The organism is Vibrio profundi (assembly GCF_043642225.1).
In the GTDB taxonomy this organism is placed as follows: Bacteria; Pseudomonadota; Gammaproteobacteria; order Enterobacterales; family Vibrionaceae; genus Vibrio; species Vibrio profundi_A.
On the sequence record NZ_JBHZSF010000002.1, the window covers coordinates 114,214 to 136,686 of the forward strand.

General features: G+C 43.0%; 28 protein-coding genes. 21 read left to right on the top strand and 7 right to left on the bottom strand.

What is annotated here, in order from left to right:
• Positions 1-333: 333 nt before the first annotated feature.
• A complete protein-coding gene (locus ACHUFI_RS04020; protein WP_394247530.1) occupies positions 334-2,472 on the bottom strand; it encodes a diguanylate cyclase domain-containing protein in 2,139 nt (712 codons plus the stop codon).
• A gap of 148 nt (positions 2,473-2,620) precedes the next feature.
• Positions 2,621-3,301 carry a DUF1826 domain-containing protein gene (locus ACHUFI_RS04025; protein WP_394247075.1) on the bottom strand — a complete coding sequence of 227 codons (681 nt, stop codon included), beginning with the start codon at positions 3,299-3,301 and terminating at the stop codon, positions 2,621-2,623.
• A 348-nt stretch (positions 3,302-3,649) separates the two neighbouring features.
• Here ACHUFI_RS04025 and ACHUFI_RS04030 point away from each other — a divergent pair, with 348 nt between their 5' ends.
• The 15 genes from ACHUFI_RS04030 to ACHUFI_RS04100 all read left to right on the top strand — a co-directional run bounded on the left by ACHUFI_RS04030 (position 3,650) and on the right by ACHUFI_RS04100 (position 12,250).
• Positions 3,650-4,096 carry a GNAT family N-acetyltransferase gene (locus ACHUFI_RS04030; RefSeq protein WP_394247076.1) on the top strand — a complete coding sequence of 149 codons (447 nt, stop codon included), beginning with the start codon at positions 3,650-3,652 and terminating at the stop codon, positions 4,094-4,096.
• 114 nt (positions 4,097-4,210) lie between these two features.
• Positions 4,211-4,753 carry a hypothetical protein gene (locus ACHUFI_RS04035; RefSeq protein WP_394247077.1) on the top strand — a complete coding sequence of 181 codons (543 nt, stop codon included), beginning with the start codon at positions 4,211-4,213 and terminating at the stop codon, positions 4,751-4,753.
• A 120-nt stretch (positions 4,754-4,873) separates the two neighbouring features.
• Positions 4,874-5,293: a GFA family protein gene (locus ACHUFI_RS04040; RefSeq protein ID WP_394247078.1), complete on the top strand. Its 420-nt coding sequence runs from the start codon at positions 4,874-4,876 to the stop codon at positions 5,291-5,293.
• A 15-nt stretch (positions 5,294-5,308) separates the two neighbouring features.
• Entirely contained in the window at positions 5,309-5,593 is a 285-nt protein-coding gene (locus tag ACHUFI_RS04045; RefSeq protein WP_394247079.1) for a MazG nucleotide pyrophosphohydrolase domain-containing protein, read from the top strand.
• 237 nt (positions 5,594-5,830) lie between these two features.
• A complete protein-coding gene (locus ACHUFI_RS04050) occupies positions 5,831-6,295 on the top strand; it encodes an acyltransferase (protein WP_394247080.1) in 465 nt (154 codons plus the stop codon).
• A gap of 150 nt (positions 6,296-6,445) precedes the next feature.
• Positions 6,446-6,661 (top strand): DUF4177 domain-containing protein, encoded by a 216-nt coding sequence (locus tag ACHUFI_RS04055; RefSeq protein ID WP_394247081.1) that lies wholly within the window; start codon positions 6,446-6,448, stop codon positions 6,659-6,661.
• A 26-nt stretch (positions 6,662-6,687) separates the two neighbouring features.
• Positions 6,688-6,888 (top strand): membrane protein insertion efficiency factor YidD, encoded by a 201-nt coding sequence (gene yidD, locus ACHUFI_RS04060; protein ID WP_394247531.1) that lies wholly within the window; start codon positions 6,688-6,690, stop codon positions 6,886-6,888.
• Entirely contained in the window at positions 6,888-7,277 is a 390-nt protein-coding gene (locus ACHUFI_RS04065; protein WP_394247082.1) for a hypothetical protein, read from the top strand. Before yidD ends, ACHUFI_RS04065 begins: the two co-directional genes overlap by 1 nt.
• A 131-nt stretch (positions 7,278-7,408) precedes the next feature.
• Positions 7,409-7,729, top strand: coding sequence for a DUF4144 family protein (locus tag ACHUFI_RS04070; RefSeq protein ID WP_394247083.1), 321 nt, complete (start codon positions 7,409-7,411; stop codon positions 7,727-7,729).
• Positions 7,729-8,493 (top strand): hypothetical protein, encoded by a 765-nt coding sequence (locus ACHUFI_RS04075; protein WP_394247084.1) that lies wholly within the window; start codon positions 7,729-7,731, stop codon positions 8,491-8,493. The genes ACHUFI_RS04070 and ACHUFI_RS04075 overlap by 1 nt, the downstream gene beginning before the upstream one ends.
• A gap of 116 nt (positions 8,494-8,609) precedes the next feature.
• Positions 8,610-9,101 (top strand): DUF2867 domain-containing protein, encoded by a 492-nt coding sequence (locus ACHUFI_RS04080; RefSeq protein ID WP_394247085.1) that lies wholly within the window; start codon positions 8,610-8,612, stop codon positions 9,099-9,101.
• Between the two features lie 27 nt (positions 9,102-9,128).
• Positions 9,129-9,632 (top strand): peptide deformylase, encoded by a 504-nt coding sequence (def, locus tag ACHUFI_RS04085; protein WP_394247086.1) that lies wholly within the window; start codon positions 9,129-9,131, stop codon positions 9,630-9,632.
• A gap of 36 nt (positions 9,633-9,668) precedes the next feature.
• Positions 9,669-10,280: an MSMEG_1061 family FMN-dependent PPOX-type flavoprotein gene (locus tag ACHUFI_RS04090; RefSeq protein WP_394247087.1), complete on the top strand. Its 612-nt coding sequence runs from the start codon at positions 9,669-9,671 to the stop codon at positions 10,278-10,280.
• A 34-nt stretch (positions 10,281-10,314) separates the two neighbouring features.
• A complete protein-coding gene (locus ACHUFI_RS04095; protein WP_394247088.1) occupies positions 10,315-10,761 on the top strand; it encodes a GNAT family N-acetyltransferase in 447 nt (148 codons plus the stop codon).
• A gap of 307 nt (positions 10,762-11,068) precedes the next feature.
• Positions 11,069-12,250 carry a DUF3103 domain-containing protein gene (locus ACHUFI_RS04100; RefSeq protein WP_394247089.1) on the top strand — a complete coding sequence of 394 codons (1,182 nt, stop codon included), beginning with the start codon at positions 11,069-11,071 and terminating at the stop codon, positions 12,248-12,250.
• Between the two features lie 119 nt (positions 12,251-12,369).
• Here ACHUFI_RS04100 and ACHUFI_RS04105 read toward each other — a convergent pair whose 3' ends face one another.
• Positions 12,370-13,155, bottom strand: a complete 786-nt coding sequence (locus ACHUFI_RS04105) for an AraC family transcriptional regulator (protein WP_394247090.1) — start codon at positions 13,153-13,155, stop codon at positions 12,370-12,372.
• A 99-nt stretch (positions 13,156-13,254) separates the two neighbouring features.
• On the opposite strand from ACHUFI_RS04105, the gene ACHUFI_RS04110 reads away from it, so the two are divergent.
• The 3 genes from ACHUFI_RS04110 to ACHUFI_RS04120 all read left to right on the top strand — a co-directional run bounded on the left by ACHUFI_RS04110 (position 13,255) and on the right by ACHUFI_RS04120 (position 16,518).
• Positions 13,255-14,379 carry a multidrug effflux MFS transporter gene (locus tag ACHUFI_RS04110; protein ID WP_394247091.1) on the top strand — a complete coding sequence of 375 codons (1,125 nt, stop codon included), beginning with the start codon at positions 13,255-13,257 and terminating at the stop codon, positions 14,377-14,379.
• Positions 14,380-14,703: 324 nt separating this feature from the next.
• Positions 14,704-15,315 (top strand): DUF1007 family protein, encoded by a 612-nt coding sequence (locus ACHUFI_RS04115; protein WP_394247092.1) that lies wholly within the window; start codon positions 14,704-14,706, stop codon positions 15,313-15,315.
• Between the two features lie 105 nt (positions 15,316-15,420).
• A complete protein-coding gene (locus ACHUFI_RS04120; protein ID WP_394247093.1) occupies positions 15,421-16,518 on the top strand; it encodes a nickel/cobalt transporter in 1,098 nt (365 codons plus the stop codon).
• A 95-nt stretch (positions 16,519-16,613) separates the two neighbouring features.
• Here ACHUFI_RS04120 and ACHUFI_RS04125 read toward each other — a convergent pair whose 3' ends face one another.
• Together ACHUFI_RS04125 and ACHUFI_RS04130 are read right to left on the bottom strand one after the other, a co-directional pair.
• The gene (locus ACHUFI_RS04125; RefSeq protein WP_394247094.1) at positions 16,614-17,096 is read right to left on the bottom strand and encodes a hypothetical protein; all 483 of its coding nucleotides are present in this window, start codon (positions 17,094-17,096) and stop codon (positions 16,614-16,616) included.
• Positions 17,093-17,428, bottom strand: a complete 336-nt coding sequence (locus tag ACHUFI_RS04130; RefSeq protein WP_394247095.1) for a DUF805 domain-containing protein — start codon at positions 17,426-17,428, stop codon at positions 17,093-17,095. Before ACHUFI_RS04130 ends, ACHUFI_RS04125 begins: the two co-directional genes overlap by 4 nt.
• Positions 17,429-17,607: 179 nt before the next feature.
• On the opposite strand from ACHUFI_RS04130, the gene ACHUFI_RS04135 reads away from it, so the two are divergent.
• A complete protein-coding gene (locus tag ACHUFI_RS04135; RefSeq protein ID WP_394247096.1) occupies positions 17,608-18,639 on the top strand; it encodes a helix-turn-helix domain-containing protein in 1,032 nt (343 codons plus the stop codon).
• 153 nt (positions 18,640-18,792) lie between these two features.
• Complete coding sequence (locus ACHUFI_RS04140) at positions 18,793-19,287, top strand: YcxB family protein (RefSeq protein ID WP_394247097.1); 495 nt, start codon at positions 18,793-18,795, stop codon at positions 19,285-19,287.
• A 133-nt stretch (positions 19,288-19,420) separates the two neighbouring features.
• Here the strand turns inward: ACHUFI_RS04140 and ACHUFI_RS04145 are convergent, their stop codons facing one another.
• Together ACHUFI_RS04145 and ACHUFI_RS04150 are read right to left on the bottom strand one after the other, a co-directional pair.
• Positions 19,421-20,224, bottom strand: a complete 804-nt coding sequence (locus ACHUFI_RS04145; protein ID WP_394247098.1) for a substrate-binding periplasmic protein — start codon at positions 20,222-20,224, stop codon at positions 19,421-19,423.
• A 321-nt stretch (positions 20,225-20,545) separates the two neighbouring features.
• Positions 20,546-21,442 (bottom strand): LysR family transcriptional regulator, encoded by an 897-nt coding sequence (locus tag ACHUFI_RS04150; protein ID WP_394247099.1) that lies wholly within the window; start codon positions 21,440-21,442, stop codon positions 20,546-20,548.
• Positions 21,443-21,563: 121 nt separating this feature from the next.
• On the opposite strand from ACHUFI_RS04150, the gene accD reads away from it, so the two are divergent.
• Positions 21,564-22,430: an acetyl-CoA carboxylase, carboxyltransferase subunit beta gene (accD, locus tag ACHUFI_RS04155; RefSeq protein ID WP_394247100.1), complete on the top strand. Its 867-nt coding sequence runs from the start codon at positions 21,564-21,566 to the stop codon at positions 22,428-22,430.
• The last annotated feature ends 43 nt before the right edge of the window (positions 22,431-22,473 follow it).

The following is a 22,473-nucleotide window of genomic DNA, read 5'->3' on the forward strand; positions in this document are numbered from 1 at the left end:
CGGCATTACAAGGAAAGTGTATGCCAAGCTTCTGATTTTCGCCAACTTTTTTATTTCTCGCTCGACAAAAATCATTAAAATCAGATAGATAAGACTTGGTGTTATGGACTTAATTATCTAAATTATCACTAGCAAAATCCACATACACAGACTAATTGTCTGGTTATCATTAGATATACAATACAAAGCTCCAAATAAATTTATTTTACGCAAACCTGATTTAAGTCTCTAATTTCAATAAAATCAGCAACTTGATTTAACAACACTGTCAACAAAAGTTATTTTTTGAGCAGCCTTAAATCAGTGATATGCCCTGTTCCGCATATAAATTTATTACATAGTTTCTGCTAAGGAGTAACGTTGCAAACAATTCCTCTGTTGCTTCTTGGCTTTTATCAAAGCCCGCTCCCCAGATAGCAGTTGTTGCTCGAAATAAGACACATCATCTAAGATGGCGGGTTCAATAATTCCTATGCTACACGTTACGAAACGATCAAGTTCGGAGCCTACATTCTCGATCTGACTTCGGCTTAAATACGCTTTCACTTTTTTAGCTAGCATTACCGGTAATTGCGGGTCTTCTGATACGAGAACCACGGCAAACTCATCACCTCCTAGCCTAAACACTTCACCAACACCTTGGCTAACGTGTTTTAAAATGGTTGCAACAGTCACCAATAAGTTGTCTCCAGCCGCCATTCCGTAGGCATTATTGAAGTTTTTAAGGTAATCGATGTCTAGCAGGACACTTGATACTTTACATGGCTCTGTCGCTTCACGTTTTAAACTCTCCAAATAAGAAGGAATCGCGAAACCATTTTTCAAATCGGTTAGATGATCCGTTTTAAAAATCTGCTCCATATACAATCGATTAGATTCAAGAGTCTGCACGTTTTGGTAGTTGGTGAACGAAAGAGAAAAATAATTCGCAATTTGCTGAACGACTTGGACGTGAAAATCTTGATATACGTGCGATTGATTCTTCTGCACACTCAAAATCGCCAATAGCTTGCCACCAAACATCACTGGCGTTGAGATCACTGATGTCCCCTGGATCCCGGCTTCACTATTTACCCAGTAAGAATCTGAAGATTTATATTTGGGATCCAAATAGCTGTCGATTTCGTTTTGTGTCGACGTATCAAGTAGAACGGTTTCTTGATTTACTGCGCAATACACGCCAATACGCGATATTTCATCGCAAGAAATCTCAAAGCCTTCGACTAGATTTCCCTCTTCGATTAGGTAACGATACTCCAAAGAGTTCGTATCTTGATGGTAGAAGGCTAAGCTCATTGCACTACACGGGATCAAGTCAGAAATTAAATGGTAGGTTTCTAATACTGTCGAAGTATTGCCGTCAAACCCCATTAAATGTTGCCCTATCGCATTGAGCTGCTGAAGGCTATCGGTGAAGATTTCCGAAGAGTTAGCCTGATTCCCCACTCGAGTTAAGTCGAGCACCGACTCAATATAGTACGCTTCCTTTTGTTCACATTGCGCTAAACTAGCTTGATAAAGCTCACTCACTTTACGTAAGAAAAACGCCTCTTCTTTCACTTGACCTAATTGATGATAACTATCCGCGATGATCTGATAGATCTTTGTTTTCACCTTACTATTTCGTTCAAGCAAACCGGAATTCAAAGCACTTCTACAAAATTTGATAGCAAATTCAAAATGCCCAACACTGAGTAAGAAAGCAGAGTAATACTCATAAAACTCACCTCGTAAGTACGAGTCGTCGTGCTTTTTCACCGCCTCAAACGCGCTCTTATAAAGTATAAATGCTTGTTTGATATCGCCGGCTAATGAAGTGATATGTGCATGATAAAAAAGCGCGTAAGCTAGCGCTCGTTCAAAACCGTGTTTTCGTGAATAGGCTATCGCCTGCTCAATGGTTACAGCCGCAGCGGAAACGTCATTAAGATTGACCTGAGCCAACGCGAGATTACACAACGCTATTCCATAAGTTGGTGGGCTTTCGAGTTTGTTACCATGAGAAATCGCACTTTCGCTGCATATTTTAGCCTTTTCATAATTACCCAAGCCAAAATAAATAGCGGACAAATTTACATTAAGGAACAGCGCTAGCTTATGGTCATGTTCGCGGCGTTTTACTTCAGCCAGAGAGAAATAATGTAATGAGTGGTGAAAGTCTTGTGTCGCGGAATGAATAGTGCCTAGGTAAACACAACAATAAGCTTCTAGCACTTCTAAAGATGGTTCATCAATAATCTCTATGCATGCTTCAAATTGTGATAAAGCGGCTTCCAGATCATCATTCCGGAAGCTCTCGACAGCCTCAATGTAATCATTGTAGATACGCGGCAAATCAAAAGCGTAGCGCTTTTCGATCGCCTCCAATTCTAACTTAGCTGACTCAATGTCTTTAAATACATGGCTACCATGCAATTGTGTTAATACAGTTATCGCTTCATCTTTCGCGTTTTTCAATCGATCGGCTTTCATCACTTTGCTACCCCAATTCACACATAGCAATCGTAACATTAAAATACGACGTACGGAAAATATATAGAGTGCTAGAGTAGTGTCAGTTCAAACAAAAGCTCGTAAGCAACACAGGTAAACACTTACCGAAGTTACTAATCTTTATCGATTATCCAAAATCTAAAGTAAGTATTAATCTTGGGTTAAGTGCTGACGACTCCGGAGAGCGGTGAACCAATCCGGCGTTTTCATTACCCTCCCACAGCTCTCCCTTAAGAAGAGCCACATCCCCGCACGCAAGCCGCTGCACATCGGATTCGTGGAGATACAAGCCGGAAGTAGCATCGGGTAATCCATTACTTCCATGGCCAAGCTTCGAGCGGTCAACCACATCATTCGGCAACCACTGCGTTGCGGCACCATGATACGTTGTCACTAGCCGACAAGGGACTCGATCGAAATGGTATCTTGGGCACATCGCTTCATTCAGCACAGCTAAGCGTAACCCGACATGTTCGAGGTCGAATAAGCAGCAAAACATATCGACAAGCTGCGCCATGTTTTCTATCAGCGGTTTAAAATCAGGGTCATCTATCGCATTTTCCAATTTCTTGTAGGCCGTTTCAGGGGTAAGGCTTAGCGACTTACTAAAACTTGGGTTAGCTGCAATGAACTGGCTAATAGAATCGGTCAGTTCCTGGCTGAAACTGCGTCTCCAAATTGCGATGTTTATATCGCTCTCATAAATATCCGCCAACACCGTTGGGTGTTCAGCCGAACTACAAAAACGGGTTGGAGTAAAATCACTAATGGTATTCGGAGCTCTCTGTTCCGCCAATGCTGCATTCATCGCTTATTTTTCCTCGCTCATTGCTATTGTTCTCTACGATAACCATTTAAATCAAACGGCAATTTGCAATGTTATAACATAACAATTTGTAGCTAACCAAATACAAAATTGGCGAACTTGCCTTACTTTTGATTGGGCTTAGTAATAAGTGTCTGTTATTACGAACTTTAGGTAGTTTTGATTTGACTAATCAAGGCGAGTTTTATAGAACTACCAAGGTATGGAATGGGTCACTTTCTATCCACTTCTCACTCCCTAACAACAATCCGCACAAATAACTCGTGTTACTCACGCCTTATTGCGGAGTTCACTAAACACCACAATTAAACGCAAACTAAAGAGAGTAAAATGGAACTTATTCGAATCGCTAATCAGGATGATCTCGCTGGTGTATTAAAACTTTATAAAGAACTACGTGGAAACGACCCAGAGAGAACAGTAGAGCAACTCACTACAGCATGGGAAAAAATGCAACATAACCCAGATATTTTGGTGGTTGTAGCAGAGGTAAATGGGACTTTGGCTTCAACATGCCAATTGGCCCTAGTACCAACGGTAACAAATGCCGGAAAGCCATTTGGAATCGTAGAGCATGTCATTACAAGTGAAAACTTCCGCCGTAAAGGTCTCAGCCAAAAGGTTCTAGAAGAAGCCCTTACACTAGCTTGGAGCAAAGGTTGCTATCAAGTTGTCCTGCTTTCTGGAGAAACTCGAACTTCAGCTCATAGGCTGTATGAAAAAGTGGGCTTTCAATCCGGTATTGAGAAAGGTTTTGTGATTAAAGCACCTCAATAGACAGGCGCCTCAATAAAAAAGCAACTCACTAACACATAGCGAATCAGTAGACGTGGCACTTTTACTGTATACGGATTCACTGTGTGCAAAGGATGAAATTTTAGGAAACACGGAATGTTAAAAAGAGTTTTCAGTTTAGTTTTATTGGTTTTTCTTATTTCCGGCTGCATAAATCGAGACGAAATTTACGCCAACCCTCCTGCTGAACTTATTAATTACGTAGATCAAATTCTTCCAGCCGCTGAGCAATTCGTTTCTGAAAATGAACAAGTAGCATTAGAGCGCGGCATTCAGCTCAATCAAGAGCAGATGAAGTTGGCGTTAAGAGTAGGTCTAAAGCACCCTGAAAAGGTCAGGTTGTATTATGTTGATACGTTGCCATTTCCTGAAGATCCAGAACTCGCCAAATTAGCGACAGAATACGGATATAGCTCACCACTTATGGTTGCCTATACCTATGGCTATGGTATTTGGATCAAGCGAGTTGGCGCGGGCAATCAAGTTTTGTTATCACACGAACTGATTCACGTCAGACAAGCAGAAAAAATGGGGTTAAAGGAGCAGACGAGGCAATACCTGATACAGCTATTTATCTACGGATACGAAAATGCACCGATGGAAAAAGAAGCCTACCGCGAAGAAAAGAATTACATCTGATTTGGTAGAGCAATAACAAGTTTGTAGATATTACCACTATGTTCATACGCTCATTGAGTAGGCATGTAACTTCCTACTCAGGTCCGTCTTATCGGGGCTTGCACTAAGGAGAAACTCAGGGTGAGTATAAAATTTAAGGGATCTTGCTTATGTGGAAAGGTTCGCTTTTCCGTAGACGGTTTCAGCAAAAATGTCGCCAATTGCCATTGCTCCATGTGTCGGAAGTTTCACGGAGCAGCCTTCGGTACGCTCGTCGGAGTTCAAGGGTTAGCTTGGCTTTCAGGGCTGGACTTACTTAAACACTTCGTTGCCAAGAATGGCACGACACGAACATTCTGTTCCCACTGCGGTTCCAGTTTAGGGTTCAGAGTAAAAGATGAACCGCTAGAAAGAGTCGAGCTCGCAATATCGACATTTGATACCGACATTCCAGTAAAAGTCGATGCGCAGATTTTCACTGGCGATAAAGCTAACTGGTGTGAATTGCAGCCTGCCCTCCCCGCTTACACTGAAGGGCGTATCACGCCAACGGAAAAATAATACAAACCGAAAATTATGAAACTATCTGAATTACAAAGTCACATTAAAGAATTTGACCACGCTCCAGAGCAACCCGAACACTACTTTTTAAAGCTTATAGAAGAAGTCGGTGAGTTGTCTGAAGCGCTTCGCAAAGGAAAAACTGGACAGCCGACGCTAGGTGAACTCAAAGGTTCCGCAGCCGAAGAATTATATGACGTTCTCTATTATGTTTGCGCCCTTGCCAATATTCACGGTATTGACCTTGAGCAAACCCATGAATTAAAAGAGGTTTTAAACAAAGCCAAATACAATCGATAAGTTCTGTTAAAGCGTGAAATCGCGTGACGCTCCCTGTGAACTGATTTACATTATGTGCAACCTAGTGTCCATGTAGTGTTTTTCAGCCCTGAGAAATGCATATGTTTTTGCTAGCAAGTTCGAACTAATACTTTCGACCTCTGCCTGTCGCCCACCGTTGTCGCAGCAATAACTGAAGGACAAATATTCAGTGGTGCGGCTATCACTTTAGTAACGCACTGAACGTTCAGAGGTAATATGGAAAACCCACGGCTCCTAAAAGCTCAAATTAGAGACTTAATATGCGGCGACAACATCACCATTATCGAACCTTCGAATATTTATGGATGCGAACTCAAAGACGGTGTATTTGTTGGTCCGTTCGTTGAAATTCAAAAAAACTCAATAATTGGTGAAAGAACAAAGATTCAATCACACAGTTTTATTTGCGAATACGTCACCATTGGCAGCGACTGCTTCATCGGTCATGGGGTTATGTTTGCCAACGATCTTTTCAAGGACGGCCGTCCCGAACCAAATCCCGAAAGTTGGGGGCGTACCGTTATCGGCGACAACGTAACTATAGGTTCAAACGCCACCATCTTATCGGTGAACATTTGCAGCGGCGCAGTTATTGGTGCAGGAAGCGTAGTAACAAAAGACATTACCGAAAAGGCTATCTATGCAGGGAACCCAGCGCGTAAATTAAGGGACTTGCCCTAATCGTCACGCTGGGAAGATACTCTTCATGTAGGTGCAAGCCGCCCTCTCCTTACAAAGCACTTCTCTTTTATAAAAAATACCACTACACACCTTGATGCATAACCACTATCAATGTAACATGCTGTTTTTATTAAATTAGTTGGTTAAAAAATGACAAAGTTTTCAGAATATAAAGTCGTCCATATTGTAGAAGGCGGCTGTGGAACAATCTTACTCGGCGCAAGTGGCTTACCAGTACAAAAAATGGAAGCCGAGCTAAATAAGTACGTGCAAGACGGCTGGCAAGTAGTGTTTCAGATTGTTGAACAAAAACGCTTTATGCTGTTTTGGAAAAGAGAAGCTGTGATCATTACGCTTGGTCGTTAAGCTTGATTAAGTTTATCTCTTTAAAGTTGATCCACCGCTATCAAGCTAGCGGTGGCTCAAAACGGTTACTAAATATCGAATGTAATTTTGAGCCCACTTGCTCAGAGTACACAAAACAATGTATTACGAAGTATGGGGCGCTAAAAGGTTGGAAACTTGGTTTGGCACGAATCAAGCGATGCAATCAACCCGATCTCGTTGAAAAAATATATGATGAGGTACCCTAATGCGCATACTTGAACCAATTGAACAACTCGAACAAAACGAAGAGCTACTAAGGCAACAGGTAAATGCGTTACCTGAGAGCCAAAAAAAAGAGTTCTATCACCGTCAGTCAAAAATGCTGAAAGACCCAGATACCTACGCCACGTTAAACTGGTTTTTTCTAGGTGGTTTCCACCATTGTTATTTACGCAAGTATGCATTATTCGTAATCGAAATCACGCTATTAATCGTGAGTGTAATTGGCCTTTTCCTCGATCACTCTAGTGCGCTTTTCATTCTTGTATTGCTCGTTATTTATGAGCTACCACAACTGTTTTTTTCTCAGAAAATAGCCCGTCAGTATAACTATCAAATCTCTTGTGAAATCTTCAATGAAGTCCGAAGGCACTAACTTCGAGGCAAAACGTTCAGCGCTAACCTACAAGTCCGGCACTATCAATAATTATCAAGAGTCGCTAGTGTAGTGAATCAGTCAGTCCTCGGTAACAACCGTAGCCAATATGAAATTTTTAAAGGAAGAACATGATTCAGTGGCCATGTATGTTCAAGTTAAACGGTGATGCGGAGCTCATGTTTTTCGCCGCCGAACCTCAACTCTATATCGAGTTAGACGATCTCATTTGGGATAGTTTAGATCGCTTGATTGATAGTACAGGGCAAGGTTATATCGTCCGTTCAACGGAAGATGGGTATGTTTTCGAACAACAAGGTTCCCCACTCTCACTAGAGCTCATTACCCAGTTTATTCAAGAGCATGAGTTTTCAAAGGCACAGATGTGTCTCACAAAAATACAATTCACGTCCATTCATCAAGCTATTGAGTCTATATCGCGGGAAACTTAATGAACAAAAAACTGATAGTTAGTTTTACGCTGTTAGGTGTTATCAGCCTATTTTTTATTGGGAAACGTACCGGAGAAGAGCTAACACTGCCAGCATGTAATATCGCTAAAACGGTTGAAACACCTATCCACTTCTTCGTCGGAGAATCGTTTAACGATAATCAAATTCACGAGTTGTTAAACTATTCCAACCTTGTTCTTGAGAACTCTTGCGTTCCAATGAAGCGAACCTTAGCCGGTATCACTAAGCTCGACCTCTCTAATTTTGACGGTCAAAGTAGTGGCAAGTTGCATCAACATCTCATCAACAATGTCGGAGAGTCAACGCTAAAACCAATGCAGCGTGATGGGAGCTACTATGTGCTTGTGCTACCCACAACACACCCCTTCTCACAAGATGGAGCAGCCGGAACAGCCCACGTTAATTTCAGTCGCAGTTTCTTGGTTTTATCTGAGGATGCAGAAGTTCACGTGTTAGAGCATGAGTTGGGCCACCTTGCGTGGGCTTGGCACAATGATACGCCGCAACATTGGCTTAAAGGTCAACTGTTATCGGAGCATCACAAACATATCAAACCTTACGCTTTCGGTGCTCTGTGCCGCGAGGCTGGCACGATAATGACGTATGCAGAGAAGTCGTTGCCTGTCTACTCATCTCCACACATCAAATATTATGGCAAAGCCTGTGGCGATGAGGGAACAGCGAACAATGCCCTACACATGAAGGAATTTGCTCAGTCGTTAATGAGAACAGTACCGCAATAAACACAGTGAAAGAATTATAATGCTTGGCATCCAGGATTTGAGTGAGATTTAGGTGACATACTAGCTTAAGTCCAATCGTATTCGTTGTTTTTGCTTAACCACATTGAGGAAAATAGATGGCTATTCCAAAACACTCCAAACTGTTTGATTATTCTAAAGGCGCTTACTTCGCCGATACCTTCTCACGAAAAATTGCCTATAAAAATCAAACTGCACTAGATGTTTACCTCGAGATTGCAAAGCAGACACCAGCTTGGGTCTCTTTCTTGATGGCCACGAGAAACAGAATTGTATCCATGCTTGGGTTAAAGCATTTAGGTCGACTTCAGGACGCAACTTCTACAGAAAACCACACAAACGTCACGATTGGTGAACGAATTGGCATTTTCACATTGCTGAGCAATAGCGCGACTGAAATAGTATTAGAGGACAGTGACAAGCACCTAGATGTCAGAGTGTCGTTTCTTCTAGACATCGAAGGTGACAAAGTCAATGTTCACGCTACCACCGTCGTGCATGTACATAATTGGTTTGGCAAAGCTTACATGTTTGTAGTAGCCCCGATACATAAACTCATCGTCCCTACCTCATTGAAAACACTTACCTAAATGAAATAGAACCAAACAAAGGAACATATGGCTGTTTTAGAAATTCTAACTGCGCCCGATCCGAGACTTAAGGTCAAGGCAGAAAAAGTGCAGGATTTATCAACAATACAAACGTTAATCGACGATATGCTTGAAACCCTATATGCCACAGACAATGGTATAGGTTTAGCTTCTACTCAGGTCGGTCGTAAGGAAGCCGTGGTAATTATCGATCTCTCTGACAGTCGAGACGATCCACTGATTTTAGTTAACCCAGAAGTAGTTAATGGTTCCAATAAAGCGTTAGGCCAAGAAGGCTGCTTATCCGTTCCCGATTACTACGCGGATGTAGAGCGGTTCACTTCTGTTGTAGTGTCTGCTTTAGATCGCGATGGAAAACCTATAATCATTGAAAGCGATGACTTTCTAGCCATTGTCATGCAGCATGAAATTGACCACTTACTAGGCAACCTATTTATTGACTATCTATCACCGTTAAAGCAAAGAATGGCCATGAAGAAAGTCAAAAAGTACGTGAAAGCACACGCTTAGTTCCCTCTTGTAACATAATGACTTCAAGGAAGAATCATGAACGAGTTAGCCTCGTTAGAGCAGATTAAAGAAGTTATTGGTGAACCAAACCCTCTCGCCAGTAAGAAAATCTATACGAAGTTAAACAGTAGAATGCAGGAGTTTATTAACACTTCTCCGTTGGCCATGCTCTCCACTGTTGATGAAGCAGGTTTCCCGACTATCTCCCCAAAAGGAGACCGACCAGGCTTTGTAAAAGTGAATGACGAAAATACACTCTTATTGCCCGAGTTACGTGGAAATAAATTGGCATTTTCTCTTCAAAATATTGTGGCATCAAATAACAAGGTCGGCCTGATTTTTCTGCGTCCTGGAACCGTCGAAACTTTGCGAGTACACGGCAGCTGTAAACTCATCGAAGGCGGCATCTGTGACGAAGTTTCTGGTTCAACCCACCGTGCATTAATGGTGCTCGAGATATCGGTACAAAACGCCTATTTCCACTGCGGTAAAGCGTTTTTACGCAGTAAAGCATGGGACAACTCAACGCATCAAGAACCGTTAAAAGTATCCTTTGGCAAAGAAATCGCAGACAACACCAACGCGGACCAATCGTTTATTCGGGAAACGGATCTCGCAGTACAAGGGCGCTATAAAACCGACCTATAAGTCAAACACACGCCTAACCTTCTAATGGTAGATTATGGATTTTAAACAAATAGATAGTAGTGACGTTCCATTAAGTTTGCTTCTTGAAGCCGATCCTTCAGAGCAAAGTATTGTCTCGTACTTGCCCAATTCTTGGTGCTTTGTTGCCGTGGAGCAAAGCCAGATCGTCGGTGTGTGCGTCGTAAAACCTTTAAGCTCAACATTGGCTGAAATTTATAACCTTGCGGTCGTTCCTGTCCATCAAGCCAAAGGGATTGGCAGTAAGCTGCTGAAGTTCGTTCTTTCCGAATTGCCTTGTAAAGGGATTAACAGAGTTGAGCTTGGTACAGGTACATTTGGTTATCAGCTGACTTATTATCAACGGGCGGGGTTTCGTGTTGATTCTGTCCTTAAAGATCACTTTTTACAAAATTATCCCGAGCCAATATTTGAAAACGGAATACAGCACAAGGATATGCTGCGGCTCTATATAGAGATTTAAAGAAGTTTTCAAAACTTATCCTCATCATGCTTTCGCTTACAATGAGTAAAGGTTCAAACCACTAATACTCTGTAAAGGCCTCATGTTGATGAGGCCTTTAATTTTTTGACTTATCACGACCAACCAATAGAGAAAACAACGTCACAGACATTTCATCCATCAGGGTTTGCTTATGGATGAATTGATCTTGCTGGCAACAATGAATCAAATTTATAAAATCAACTTGTTCAATGTGTAACCTCTGGGGTATTTATGAAAATGTAGAGTTTAAGCTCTAATAACATTCATAATAAAATAAGGTTACATAATGAAGAATACAGTCGCTCTTTCGGCGTTATGTGCATTTGTACTCGTCGGTTGCCAATCAGAAGAAGCAGAAACCACCAGCATTGCCAACGCAAATGCTGGGAACATTTCAGAAACTAAGCAAGAGCTTGCAAGACAGCTTAGCGAAAGTTACTCGTCTATCGAGTCCACTCTGAAAGACAACATCGCAGCGGATACCCTATCCGTCCCTATTTCCAAGTTAACAGCTGAACAACCCACTGCTGCATTTAGCCAGAGGTTAATTACCGCAGACAGCCAAATTCGCCAATGGAAAGGCATTTCAGACTATACCGACGAGCTCTTAGAATTGCGTCTAGCCTCGTCTGACATGTTAGAAGATTGGCAAGAAGGCCAATCCCCTCTATTCGCGTTCGAACCAACAGGGGATGATGAAAACTGGCAATACATTGAAGCCTACGACGTATATGGTCAGGTTCACCAGTTAGACGTGTATCAGATGCCCGATGTGCCTGTCATCGTCGTCGACAACAATAGTGAACTTGAATTACAAGCTGGTATGAAAGCCATGCAAGCTGAAATGCGTTCACTAGGGCAGCAAACAACCATTCAACGTTATAATGATTCATCTGAAATGAGTGCTCGCTCAATGAGCAAGTCCACTGTCGAAGTAGCGCCCATTTCAACCACGGTCTTAAAAAAGATTCGTTTAGCCGACGATCAAGAACCATGGATTTCCGGTAAGGCAGAAGTCTACGCGATTGTAAACGGAGTCAACCCAAGCCGAGACGAACCGACCTTAGATTTGGTCGAAATGCCCTACTTAGATTATGACAATCAAGATTACTACCCAAACCAAGTGGTGATCCATTGGTCTCGCTACCGTTGGGGCGCTGCCGATATGATTTTAATGGAGCAGGATGATGGCACCGACTACAAGCAACTAGCAAAACTGCTCGTTCAGGTAGCGGAGGAAGTATTAAAAGCCATTCCTGATCCAGAAGTTCAGGCTTACGCGATCATTCCACAAATTACAGGGAAAATCATCGATGCGATTCCAGATGGCGCGCTCACCAATGATGACGATTTTGTCGATGTCTATTACACCTTGATGCAAGACACCTCTTACGTCGACCACCCAGCAGCAAGCGGCAATGCCGTATCTACGTTAGAGCCGTTGACCATAAACCCAACTCGCAATTAGTACGCGTGAGCCTGTTACTTTCGTGGCTTTGTATCAGTCCAAAGCCACGAAAGCCAGTATCTATGTCACCCCTGTTCTTTCGAGAAGTCGGACGTTGAATGAAACGAATCAACACCCGTTCATATAGATATGGCAGACGAATGGTTTCTAAAATTTAAAGGCGTCTGACCGGTTTGTTTTTTGAAAAAAGCGATGAAGGCGCTGTCTGATGAGAACTCTAACCAACAAGCAACCTCACTTACTTGCATACCTCTAGCGAGCAATTCAATCGCCTTTAACAAGCGCCATTGCAATCGCCAGTCTTGGTAAGACATACCGGTTTCTTCTTTAAAAATGCGCGTAACCGTTTTTGTACTCGCCCCAATCGAGTGGGCCAATACGGTGAGTTTTGGCACTAGATAGGACTCTTGCAGCATTTGTTTTCGTAGCGATTCAAACCGACGGTTCAAAGGCAAGGGTAAGGTAAAGGATTCTCGCTTAGCCGCATAAAACTCTTCCCAGAAAAGAGCGATGGTCGCCCTCATTTCATGCTCCGGCTTATCCCATCCCCACATTGCCATTTTATCAATCAAGGCTTTTAACAATGCATTTACCTCAATCGTTGTCATCTCGCTTGGGCACTCAAATGCCGCACAATCAAAGTATAAAGAACGATAAGCGACAACATTGGTCATCACCACTTGGTGTGGGGTGCGCGCAGGGATCCATACCGCTTTAGTGGGGGGCAATATACAAATCGAATCCGTTAATGCAAAGCTCATACACCCCTGAGGAGCGAACAACAACTGCCCTTTTTCGTGCTGATGCAAACCTGAATCATGTTGACCAACGTCGGCGGCAATTCCTACAACACAAGATGCTAAGTGATCAGGTTCAAATTGAGTTTGTTCGTTAATTAGCGCCATTTGTCCGATTTTTGATGTTTTTGGTTTTTATGTTGTTAATAAGAAAATGATAGTCCCATTTACACTGCGTGCCAAGTAAATTCATATTGAGGACTCCACATGAATACCAAACCTTCTTTATGGCTCATGATCATCATGCTCATGCTTCCGCAAATCGTCGAAACTATTTACAGCCCGGCCCTCGGGTCAATTGCTCGATCATTCTCAGTGGCAGATGCACAAGCGGCTCAAACCCTGTCTGTTTATTTTCTAGCATTTGCTGTTGGCGTCGTCGCTTGGGGCATACTGGCGGACAAATTTGGCAGACGACCAACCATGATCGCTGGCTTGTTTATTTATGGCTGCGCTGCACTCATTGCTATGCAAACAGAGAGCTTCATGATCTTGATGGTCGCTCGAATCCTAAGCGCATTTGGCATTGCCGTAGGTTCGGTCGTGACCCAAACCATGCTCCGTGATGCATTCAATGGCGAAGAGCTCGCGAAAGTGTTTAGCCTGATGGGAATGGGAATCTCGATAAGTCCAGTCATCGGCATGCTACTGGGCGGCTACCTGACATCATTTGGGGGGCATAACTTTGTCTTCCTTGCCCTTTTTGTCATTGCGTTAGTCATGTTTATCTATAACTTCTTTAAGCTTCCAGAAACGCAAAAAGAAACCCAACCTTTACGGCTGCACTCATTAAGCATTCGTATGTTGAAAGATAGCCAAATATGGTTATCAGCGTTACTGGTCGCGATGTACAACATTGCACTGTTTTCTTATTACCAACTGGGTTCATTCATCTTTATCGATCTGGGCTTGGACGCTCAACAATTTGGTTACAGTGGGATCTTACTCGGCCTTAGTACACTACTTGGCAGTTACGTTAACAAACACGGCCTTTCCAAAAACGTCCTACAGAGTACCTTATTACGATTATCGGCTCTGCTATTAACAACCGGAGCCATTGGGGTTTATTTCATGATCAACTCCATTTGGTTTATTTTACCGATGATGTTAGTGGTCATGTCGTTTGGTATCGCAATACCGAATATCTTAAGTGTCGCTTTGGTGAACTATAAACAGCAAGCAGGAAGTGCCGGCGCGTTATTCGGGCTAATGTATTACCTGATGATTGGTGGAGGGCTTGCACTTGTGGGCGCAGTGCAACATTTAGGTGTTTCCCTTATCGCATGTAGCGCGATGGCAATATTAGCAACATTGGTGCGTTCTAGCAGATAAGTAACCCGGTTCTATGTGTCCCCCCTAAGCCAATCATCAGGTTCCGATGATTGGCTTAACATCATGCCACTCAATGTCAGGCAAGAAATCAATAAACAGAGTTGTTAGAAAGAGCATGTATGGTTGAAAGGCACAAAAAACACAGCAATTTTGAAGTGAACAAGAAATATAATTGTTATATTATAACATTACATTAATTAACCATCAGCCCTCATGAAACAGCGATTTCTTCTAGCCAACACATTCAGCCACCTCTCTTCATGGTATGTACACATTTTTCCCTCAAGTTGGCGCTCTTTTGCACAAGTGCCTTTTGGGTTGGTAATGCTGGCTTTTGCTCCGAGTATATCTGCCCACCCCCACTCTTGGGTCGAAATGAAAACCCACATAGAGGGAGAAAATGGCATGATCACCGGTTTTTCTATGGAGTGGTCTTTCGATGCGATGACATCAATGTATATGCTCGATGGAGAAGACGTATCTCCGGAAAAAGAGACTGAGACATTCAAAAATCTTGCGGCCTCAGTCATCAAAAATATGATGTACGAGCACTACTTCACGTATTTCTATGATGGCGAAGAACCAATCAAATATCAGGTAGCTGAGCATGCGTCATTTAAACGAGATAAAGCCAAGATGGTACTCACGTTTGATTTACCGCTTTCACAACCAAAACCAGTCACACGTGACACGCTTCGCGTATTGATATTTGACCCAAGCTACTTCGTCGACATGTCATGGATGTCGAATAACGATGTCAGCTTATCTACCGACTTAGCGAGACAGTGTCAGTTAGAACTCGTTGAACCCAACCCGACCCCAGAGCAAATGAGCTATGCGATCTCTCTCCCCGCCGATGCAGATCCAGATAACACGCTAGGGCAACTTTTTACTCAATCGGTCAAGCTTCATTGTGCTGCGCTTCCGGCTTCTTAGTCACAACAGCTGAATTCGACTATGTAAGGTTTCACGATTAAACGTCCCAGCTCATTAAACCTTCTACTCACTATATGAATGAACTCTGATACAGGTTTTTGTTAAATGCAGAAAAATCAATTCAAATCATCCCAAGCCCTCATCGCTATCACCGCTCTGATACTGATCGCAATTGGTGCATATCAATTATGGGTAATGTGGCCATCTTTAGTTATGGCCAGCATACAGTGGCAAAAAGAAGTCAATTCAGAGCTTGCCGATCTTCTTTATCAAGCAAAATCTAACCCATGGAGTGCAGGTGGTTACCTAATCGGATTCAGCTTCATCTATGGCATGCTTCACTCACTCGGTCCAGGACATGGCAAAGTTATCGTGTCTACTTACTTAGCGACTCACCCAACTAAAGCGAAAGCCAGTTTAGTGCTTACTGTTGTCTCTGCTTTATTGCAGGCACTGGTAGCGATCTTATTGGTAAGTGTCTTGCTGTGGGGGTTTAGTGCTTCAATGCGAGTGGTTAATGACAAAGCCAACCTGTTTGTGTCGTTAAGTTTCGCCTTAGTTGCACTGGTAGGCTCATTGATCTGTTGGAAAGCACTACGAAACATCTACAGGTCACTCCGTAAAAATAAGCGACGCAAACCAACACTCAAAGTGAATACTATTACCACATTAGCGGCCAATTCACCTTCACCTATAGCTACTCGTTCGACAATGCCTCTTCGCTCATCGCTATCTGACGTGTCTCCGATACTCGCATCTAGTCGTGGATTACCACCAGCAGAGCACTCTCATTCTGACTGCGGATGCGGACATCAACACGTCGCCGATGCATACGCGATAAATAAAGCCTCAACGCTTCGTGAGTATGCGGGGATCATCGTCACTATTGGAGTTAGGCCATGTACGGGTGCCATTATGGTTTTACTTTTCGCTAATATGGTTGGTCTTTATTGGATGGGGGTTCTTAGCGCTTTTGCAATGGCAATCGGCACAGCTTTAACCACCTCATTAATCGCAATGATGACACTTACAGGTAAACATTTAGTGAAGCGCTACTTAACGGCAGGTAGCAAGAACAGCAACGCATCCTTAAAAGCCTCAGGTCACTACTTACAGCTACTCGGCGGCATTTTACTCGTCTTGATCGGCCTGCTGTTGATGAACGGGCAAAGTAGCGGCATGTCTCCAGTCTTCACTATGTAAAGTCGAAGACAGTTTTATTAGCACGGACCGACATTCGAATGACTGACTAGAAGCTCATTGATACCCAAATGAGCTTCTATATTCCGACGATGAATTTACTGACAAACAACGCTTGGTTTCTCTCTTAGGAACCAAGAAACCCATTTTCGTTTCGAGTTTAAAACGAAGCCCTCTTTCAAACTGATACCACTGGCTATCAGTCCGTCGGTGTTTGGCACATTTTCTTTTGTTGAAAAACGCCAGTCTCGACTGCTTATCCTTTCCCCTTCAATAAGAGCATCATTGAGACGTCGGCTGATAACAAAGATTGTCAGCCCCGTCGTCTCACTGAATCCCAAATCTGGCTCCGAGAAGCTGCCCACCGCAACAGGCACCTTTACACTGCATACCTTCTCACCCTGACGAGTAAATATATAATTCGCTTCCCCTACCCTTCCTTTTAACCAAAAGAGCTGCCCTTGTGTCATATTATCTAGGGTAAGCGTGCCAAGTGAACCTGCAGGCGATATTGTTCCTGCCACACTATATGCCGAGACAAAAGCCGATAAAAACACATTAAAAAGAGTGGATTTTTTCATGCGAGAGCCTCCCCATCAGCGCCATTATGAGTCGATTGCACTAACAAGTAGATTAACCAAAATGGACCAATGACAGGTATGAAAAACACAAAAGTCCAATAGCCAGATTTGTTTATGTCGTGCAGCCTCCGGACAATGACGGAAAGCATAGGAATCAAACTTAACAAACCATAAACAGCGTCAAACCAGGTCGCCATACCCATGACGATATCTATTGCAATACACCCTATCGTCACCAATGTATGCACCCAAATAAACATCCAGAATTCTTCACGGGACGATCGGCCGGAAAAGTCTAAGCTTCGTCTCCAAGCTTGAAAATAGAACTTCATATATGTCTCCACAATAACGAATTGATGGTGACATTTTGCTACGCCCCTTGGGTAATAAGCGTCCCAAAACAGGTTTTAGGTCGTTCTAAAATGGGTTTTGGCCTATGTTCACTTTTTATTTATATTTCATCGAGTTACACTTGGTTCGACCTAAGTTAAGTGCTCATCTAGGACCAGCTATGCTTGCGATTCCCGTTCCGTTTATTGTTTCTATGTTGTTAGGGTTACTGGCGATAACCCTTTACGTCCGGTTCTCTCAACAAACCCGTGTCGCTGGCATGTTTTTAGCACTATGCTCAGCGACAACCGCGATGGTTGGTTTACGTTGGACATTTGAACTTGACGTCTTCATCATCGCACAACCCATTATGGCAGCCACTATCCCGATTGCTGCTTGGTATGCGTTTGTACACGCACGTCGCGACTTAGGGTCGTTGCCAATTAAACACTTTGCTGCACCACTATTTATCCTAATTAGCGCAGCCACTCAATCATGGTTCGCGCTACCATTAGATGAAGTCCTGACCTTGATCTATGTCTTTTATGGAATTGCACTGATCCGAATTTCATCAAAAGAAACGGTATTTATTAACGTCTCACTAGGGAATTGGGAAGCAGTAAAGCAAGCAGAGACGCTCGCAGGGTGGATGTTGATCTTTTCTGCGTTCGTTGATGCTTTCATGTCGTTGGATTTAACCTTCAACCAAGGTCAACTCTCTCCTTATATACTGACGGGCGCACATTTAATTCTATTGCCAGTGTTATCGTTAGCGGTGGTATTAGCGGGTATCAATACTCCAAGTACTGAAGATCCAAAACCAAGCCAAGTGACGAACACTGGCGATGAACCAACGAACTCGCCAACCATGACAAACGAGCGAGCAAAAGCAATCGCATCGATGCTAGACACTAAAATTCGACAAGACTTACTCTTCCTCGATCCTGAATTAACCCTATCTAAGCTAACGCGGAAGTTAGGTATTCCAGCGAAACAGATCTCGATAGCGGTGAACCTCGCGCATAAACAAAATATTTCTAAAGTCATCAATGAATATCGAATAGAACATGCCAAACATTCTTTGAGTACTTCACAAGACACAATCACACAGATTTTTATGAATTCGGGTTTTCAAACCAAGTCTAATTTTAACCGAGAGTTTTCAAGAATTGTGGGGATGACTCCCAGTGAATACCGGAAAATTGGCGAATGACACCCTAAGTAACAAGTCGGCATTGTCGGTAGTATTGATTTACAAATCAGGAACAAAATCGCTAAAGAAAGTCGCGAAGAAACGATACAATGCTTGAGTTGCTAGAATGCAGCATGGAAAACCCACTCACAGAAAACCTTAAAGTAGCCACACATGTCTAAAGATTCCGGTTTCACCTTTGAATACACCCTCGATAAGGCATTTTTTGCCGAGTGTTATGATCAAACTAGTCAGCCAGTTAAATTTCCAAATGCCTACTACAAAGGAATACTCTTTCTTATTTTTGGTGTGACTCTGTTGGAGTTTGAACTACTGCCCAATGGCTACGTTGGTTGGTTCTTTATTGTTTTAAGTGTTATTGAAGCGTTCAGTGTGTACTGCAAAAGAACCTGGTGGCTATGGCGACAAAGAATTAGTTCTGGCGCAGGCAGCAAGGTGGTTTTTAAAGCTGATTCAAATGGCGTGAGCTACAAAAACTATAAAGCGACTAACACTATTGCGTGGGATCAAATCGACCAACTTGAGCAGACCGATCTAGGCTTTATCATCCATATTGGTAACCAACGCCAATACATCAGTAAGTCGTACTTGAACGATGATGCAATAGCATTCATCGCCGAACAACACGCTGCTGTGAAAGCAAGCTAAAACTACGATATACAAAAAGGCCTCGTCACCACGAGGCCTTAATTTTATTTACATGGTTGAACACTATGCAACGTCACTGGCTTAAACACTAGCAGCAACAGCGAGCGTAAGTACCCTAATCCCACCTTGGAAGTCATCTTTCGTCAGTAGTTTCTAGCCCCCACTCACTCAATAGCGCTCGGTACTGTTCCGTTTGTTTATAAGACTCCAATAAATCCTTTATGACCGTTAACTTATCTTCTGGGAACTTAAGATTGGCCGCCAAGTAATAATCACCGTCACCGTCGAGTTCTAACTTTTTTGCAATGCTAGAAGAAGGTTCGCCAAGTTGTTTTACGATATAGAACGCCACGGCATCAGGTATAGGCCAGAGCTCGGCTCTGCCTTTTTTTAGCAACTCATATTGAATGAACCGAGCGTTGGGCCCTGAGAGCCGAATAAATTGATCAATGTCGATGCCCTGCTCTTTAAGCAGAATTTCTCGGGAGTCATCAATCTCGGTTGTCACGCTGTATTTTGAAATGTCGCTGATAGTTTCCAAGACGATGTCGTTTCTTTCACTTAAAGCAAACACAGACTGAGTCGCAGGTACCAGCTTTGATACCCACACAAACTGCTTTTCTCTGGATTCTCGCCTTGCTATTGAAAATATCAAACCGTTTGGATCTCTACGAGCTTCCGTCATGGTCCTGATCCAAGGGTTAAACATGATTTGGTATTCAAAGCCTGTCGAGTCCATAACTTCACGTATGATCTCTAACGAAACGCCAGCCATTTCTCCCTCATGTTGGAAGTTATAAGGAGGAAAGTGTTCAGTATAAATGTTGATCACTTCACTTTTTGAGCCGAAGCTAACAGCAAACAAAAACAAAGTAATCAGCTTCATCATTGGCTTTAATACACCACGGTTGAACGCGTGGCCGAACCTACATCTCATGTTAAAAGCGCGGTAGCCGACTCTGATTATTCATCACATTGAGATTTGCCTTTCCCTTTTCTGTAAAAACCATACCTGCTCCTCTTACTCATGAACCATCGTGCTTTGTCATGCAATTTTTCAGTCGGTAACCAAGGTGGTGAGTGTTTCAGTTTCGAACTAAGCCGTTACTGATTGGTCGCTTGACCCTATGTTGAAGTATATACCTAGCGGAACAGAGATGTGCTCGATCGTATAAAGAAAGAAAAATAGCACTACCGTACAAACAAAGCCTCATCTACCCAGGCCTTAGCTCCGCTCATTTTCTGTTATTGCTGCAAATTAGTTCGCTTGGTGCTGTAAGTGCTCAATGAGTGCCGGAACCTTTTTCGCTATGTGCTTTCTCGATGCATAAAAAGCGTATAAGACTAAGTCTTCTGGTTGATATTCAAGTTCGATAACCTCTAGCTTGCCTGTCTCAATCTCATCACGACAGAACTCCGTTGGGAGTATCGCAAACCCTAATCCAGCCAATGCACCAGTTTTCGCGAGCTGTCCGCTGTTTACTTTAAAGGCCGATTGTACCCTTTGAGTGACCAGCTCTCCTGCTTTGTTCTTAAACACCCAAGGCGTACCATTTAATGCGGTAAAGCTATTAATACACGGCACATGTTTCAAATCCGTAACTTGAAAAGGTTTGGAGGTTGTTTCAAGAAGCTTTGGGGAAACCACAACAACACTCGACCAACGCTTAATTTCTTTCGCTATCCAGTTACTGTCTTCTAGCTTTCCTCGATGAAAACTCAAAATAACGTCAAACCCATCGAGTAAGTCTTCTTTAGGGCTGATACTTGTATCGCAGCACAATGAAATAGAAGGGTGTTGCGTACAAAAGGAAACAACCGCTTGGGCGAGTTCTGGCGAATCTGGCATTAGAATATTGAGCTGCCCCATCACCTGGCGAGAGTGTTGGGTCACCTCCGTAAGCGCGTCATTAAGTTTGTCCAACAGAGGTTGAGTACGTAAATACAGGCGCTCCCCTGCCTCTGTCGGAGCAATACGGCGAGTTGTTCTATCAAACAATCGAGCATCTAATTGCTCTTCTAATAGCGCTATATGGCGACTAACATTTGATGTCGGCAAGCACAAGAACTCTGCGGCTCTTTTAAAACTATTGTTCTCATAAACGCAGTGAAAGCTTTTTAGCCATTGTTGGTCAATCTTTTCAAGCATACTCATTAATCCTGCCACCCCTTATAATCCCATCAAGTTGGATTATAAAGCCAATTTTAGACACTTTATTACCAATATCTGGCTTATACAATACTCATCATCAGAGTAACGATAATAAGGTTCCAGCATGAGTTGGTTAGAAAAGCTATTAAATAAGAAGAACTTAATCAGTACCCGTAAAGCTTCCATTCCCGAAGGAGTATGGACCAAGTGCTCTTCTTGTGATCAAGTCTTATATCGAATAGCACTTAAAGAAAATCTGGAAGTCTGCCCAAAGTGCGATCACCACATGAGGATGACAGCGCGCTATCGTTTAGACAGCTTTCTGGATAAAGGTACGCGGACTGAAATCGGCCACCAGCACGAACCACAAGACTTACTCAATTTTAAAGATCAGAAACGCTATAAAGAGCGACTCGCACTTGCTCAAAAAAGTACGGGCGAGAAAGATGCATTAGTCGCGATGAAAGGTGAACTATTGGGGTTACCTGTTGTAGCCTGCGCTTTCGAGTTTTCTTTTATGGCAGGGTCAATGAGCAGCGTTGTGGGCGCTCGCTTTGTTGATGCGGTTAACTCGGCCATTGAGGCCAATTGTGGGCTAGTCTGCTTTTCTGCTTGCGGTGGCGCGCGAATGCAAGAGTCGCTAATGGCGTTAATGCAAATGGCGAAGACCAGTGCCGCATTAAAGCGGCTATCTGAGGCAAAATTGCCTTATATCTCAGTGCTAACCGACCAAACCTTTGGCGGTGTCTCGGCAAGTATTGCGATGCTTGGCGACATCAACATTGGTGAGCCCAAAGCACGAATTGGGTTTGCGGGCCGAAGAGTGATTGAACAAACGGTACGAGAAAAATTGCCTGACGATTTTCAACAGAGCGAGTTTCTATTAGAGCATGGCGCTTTAGATATGATTGTTGATAGGCGTGATATGCGTAAACGAGTGGCGAAAATCATCGCGATGATGACCAATACACAGGTCCAAATTGAGCAATAATGCCTTCCCAATTCCGACTCTTAGCTTTAAACAAAAAACCTCC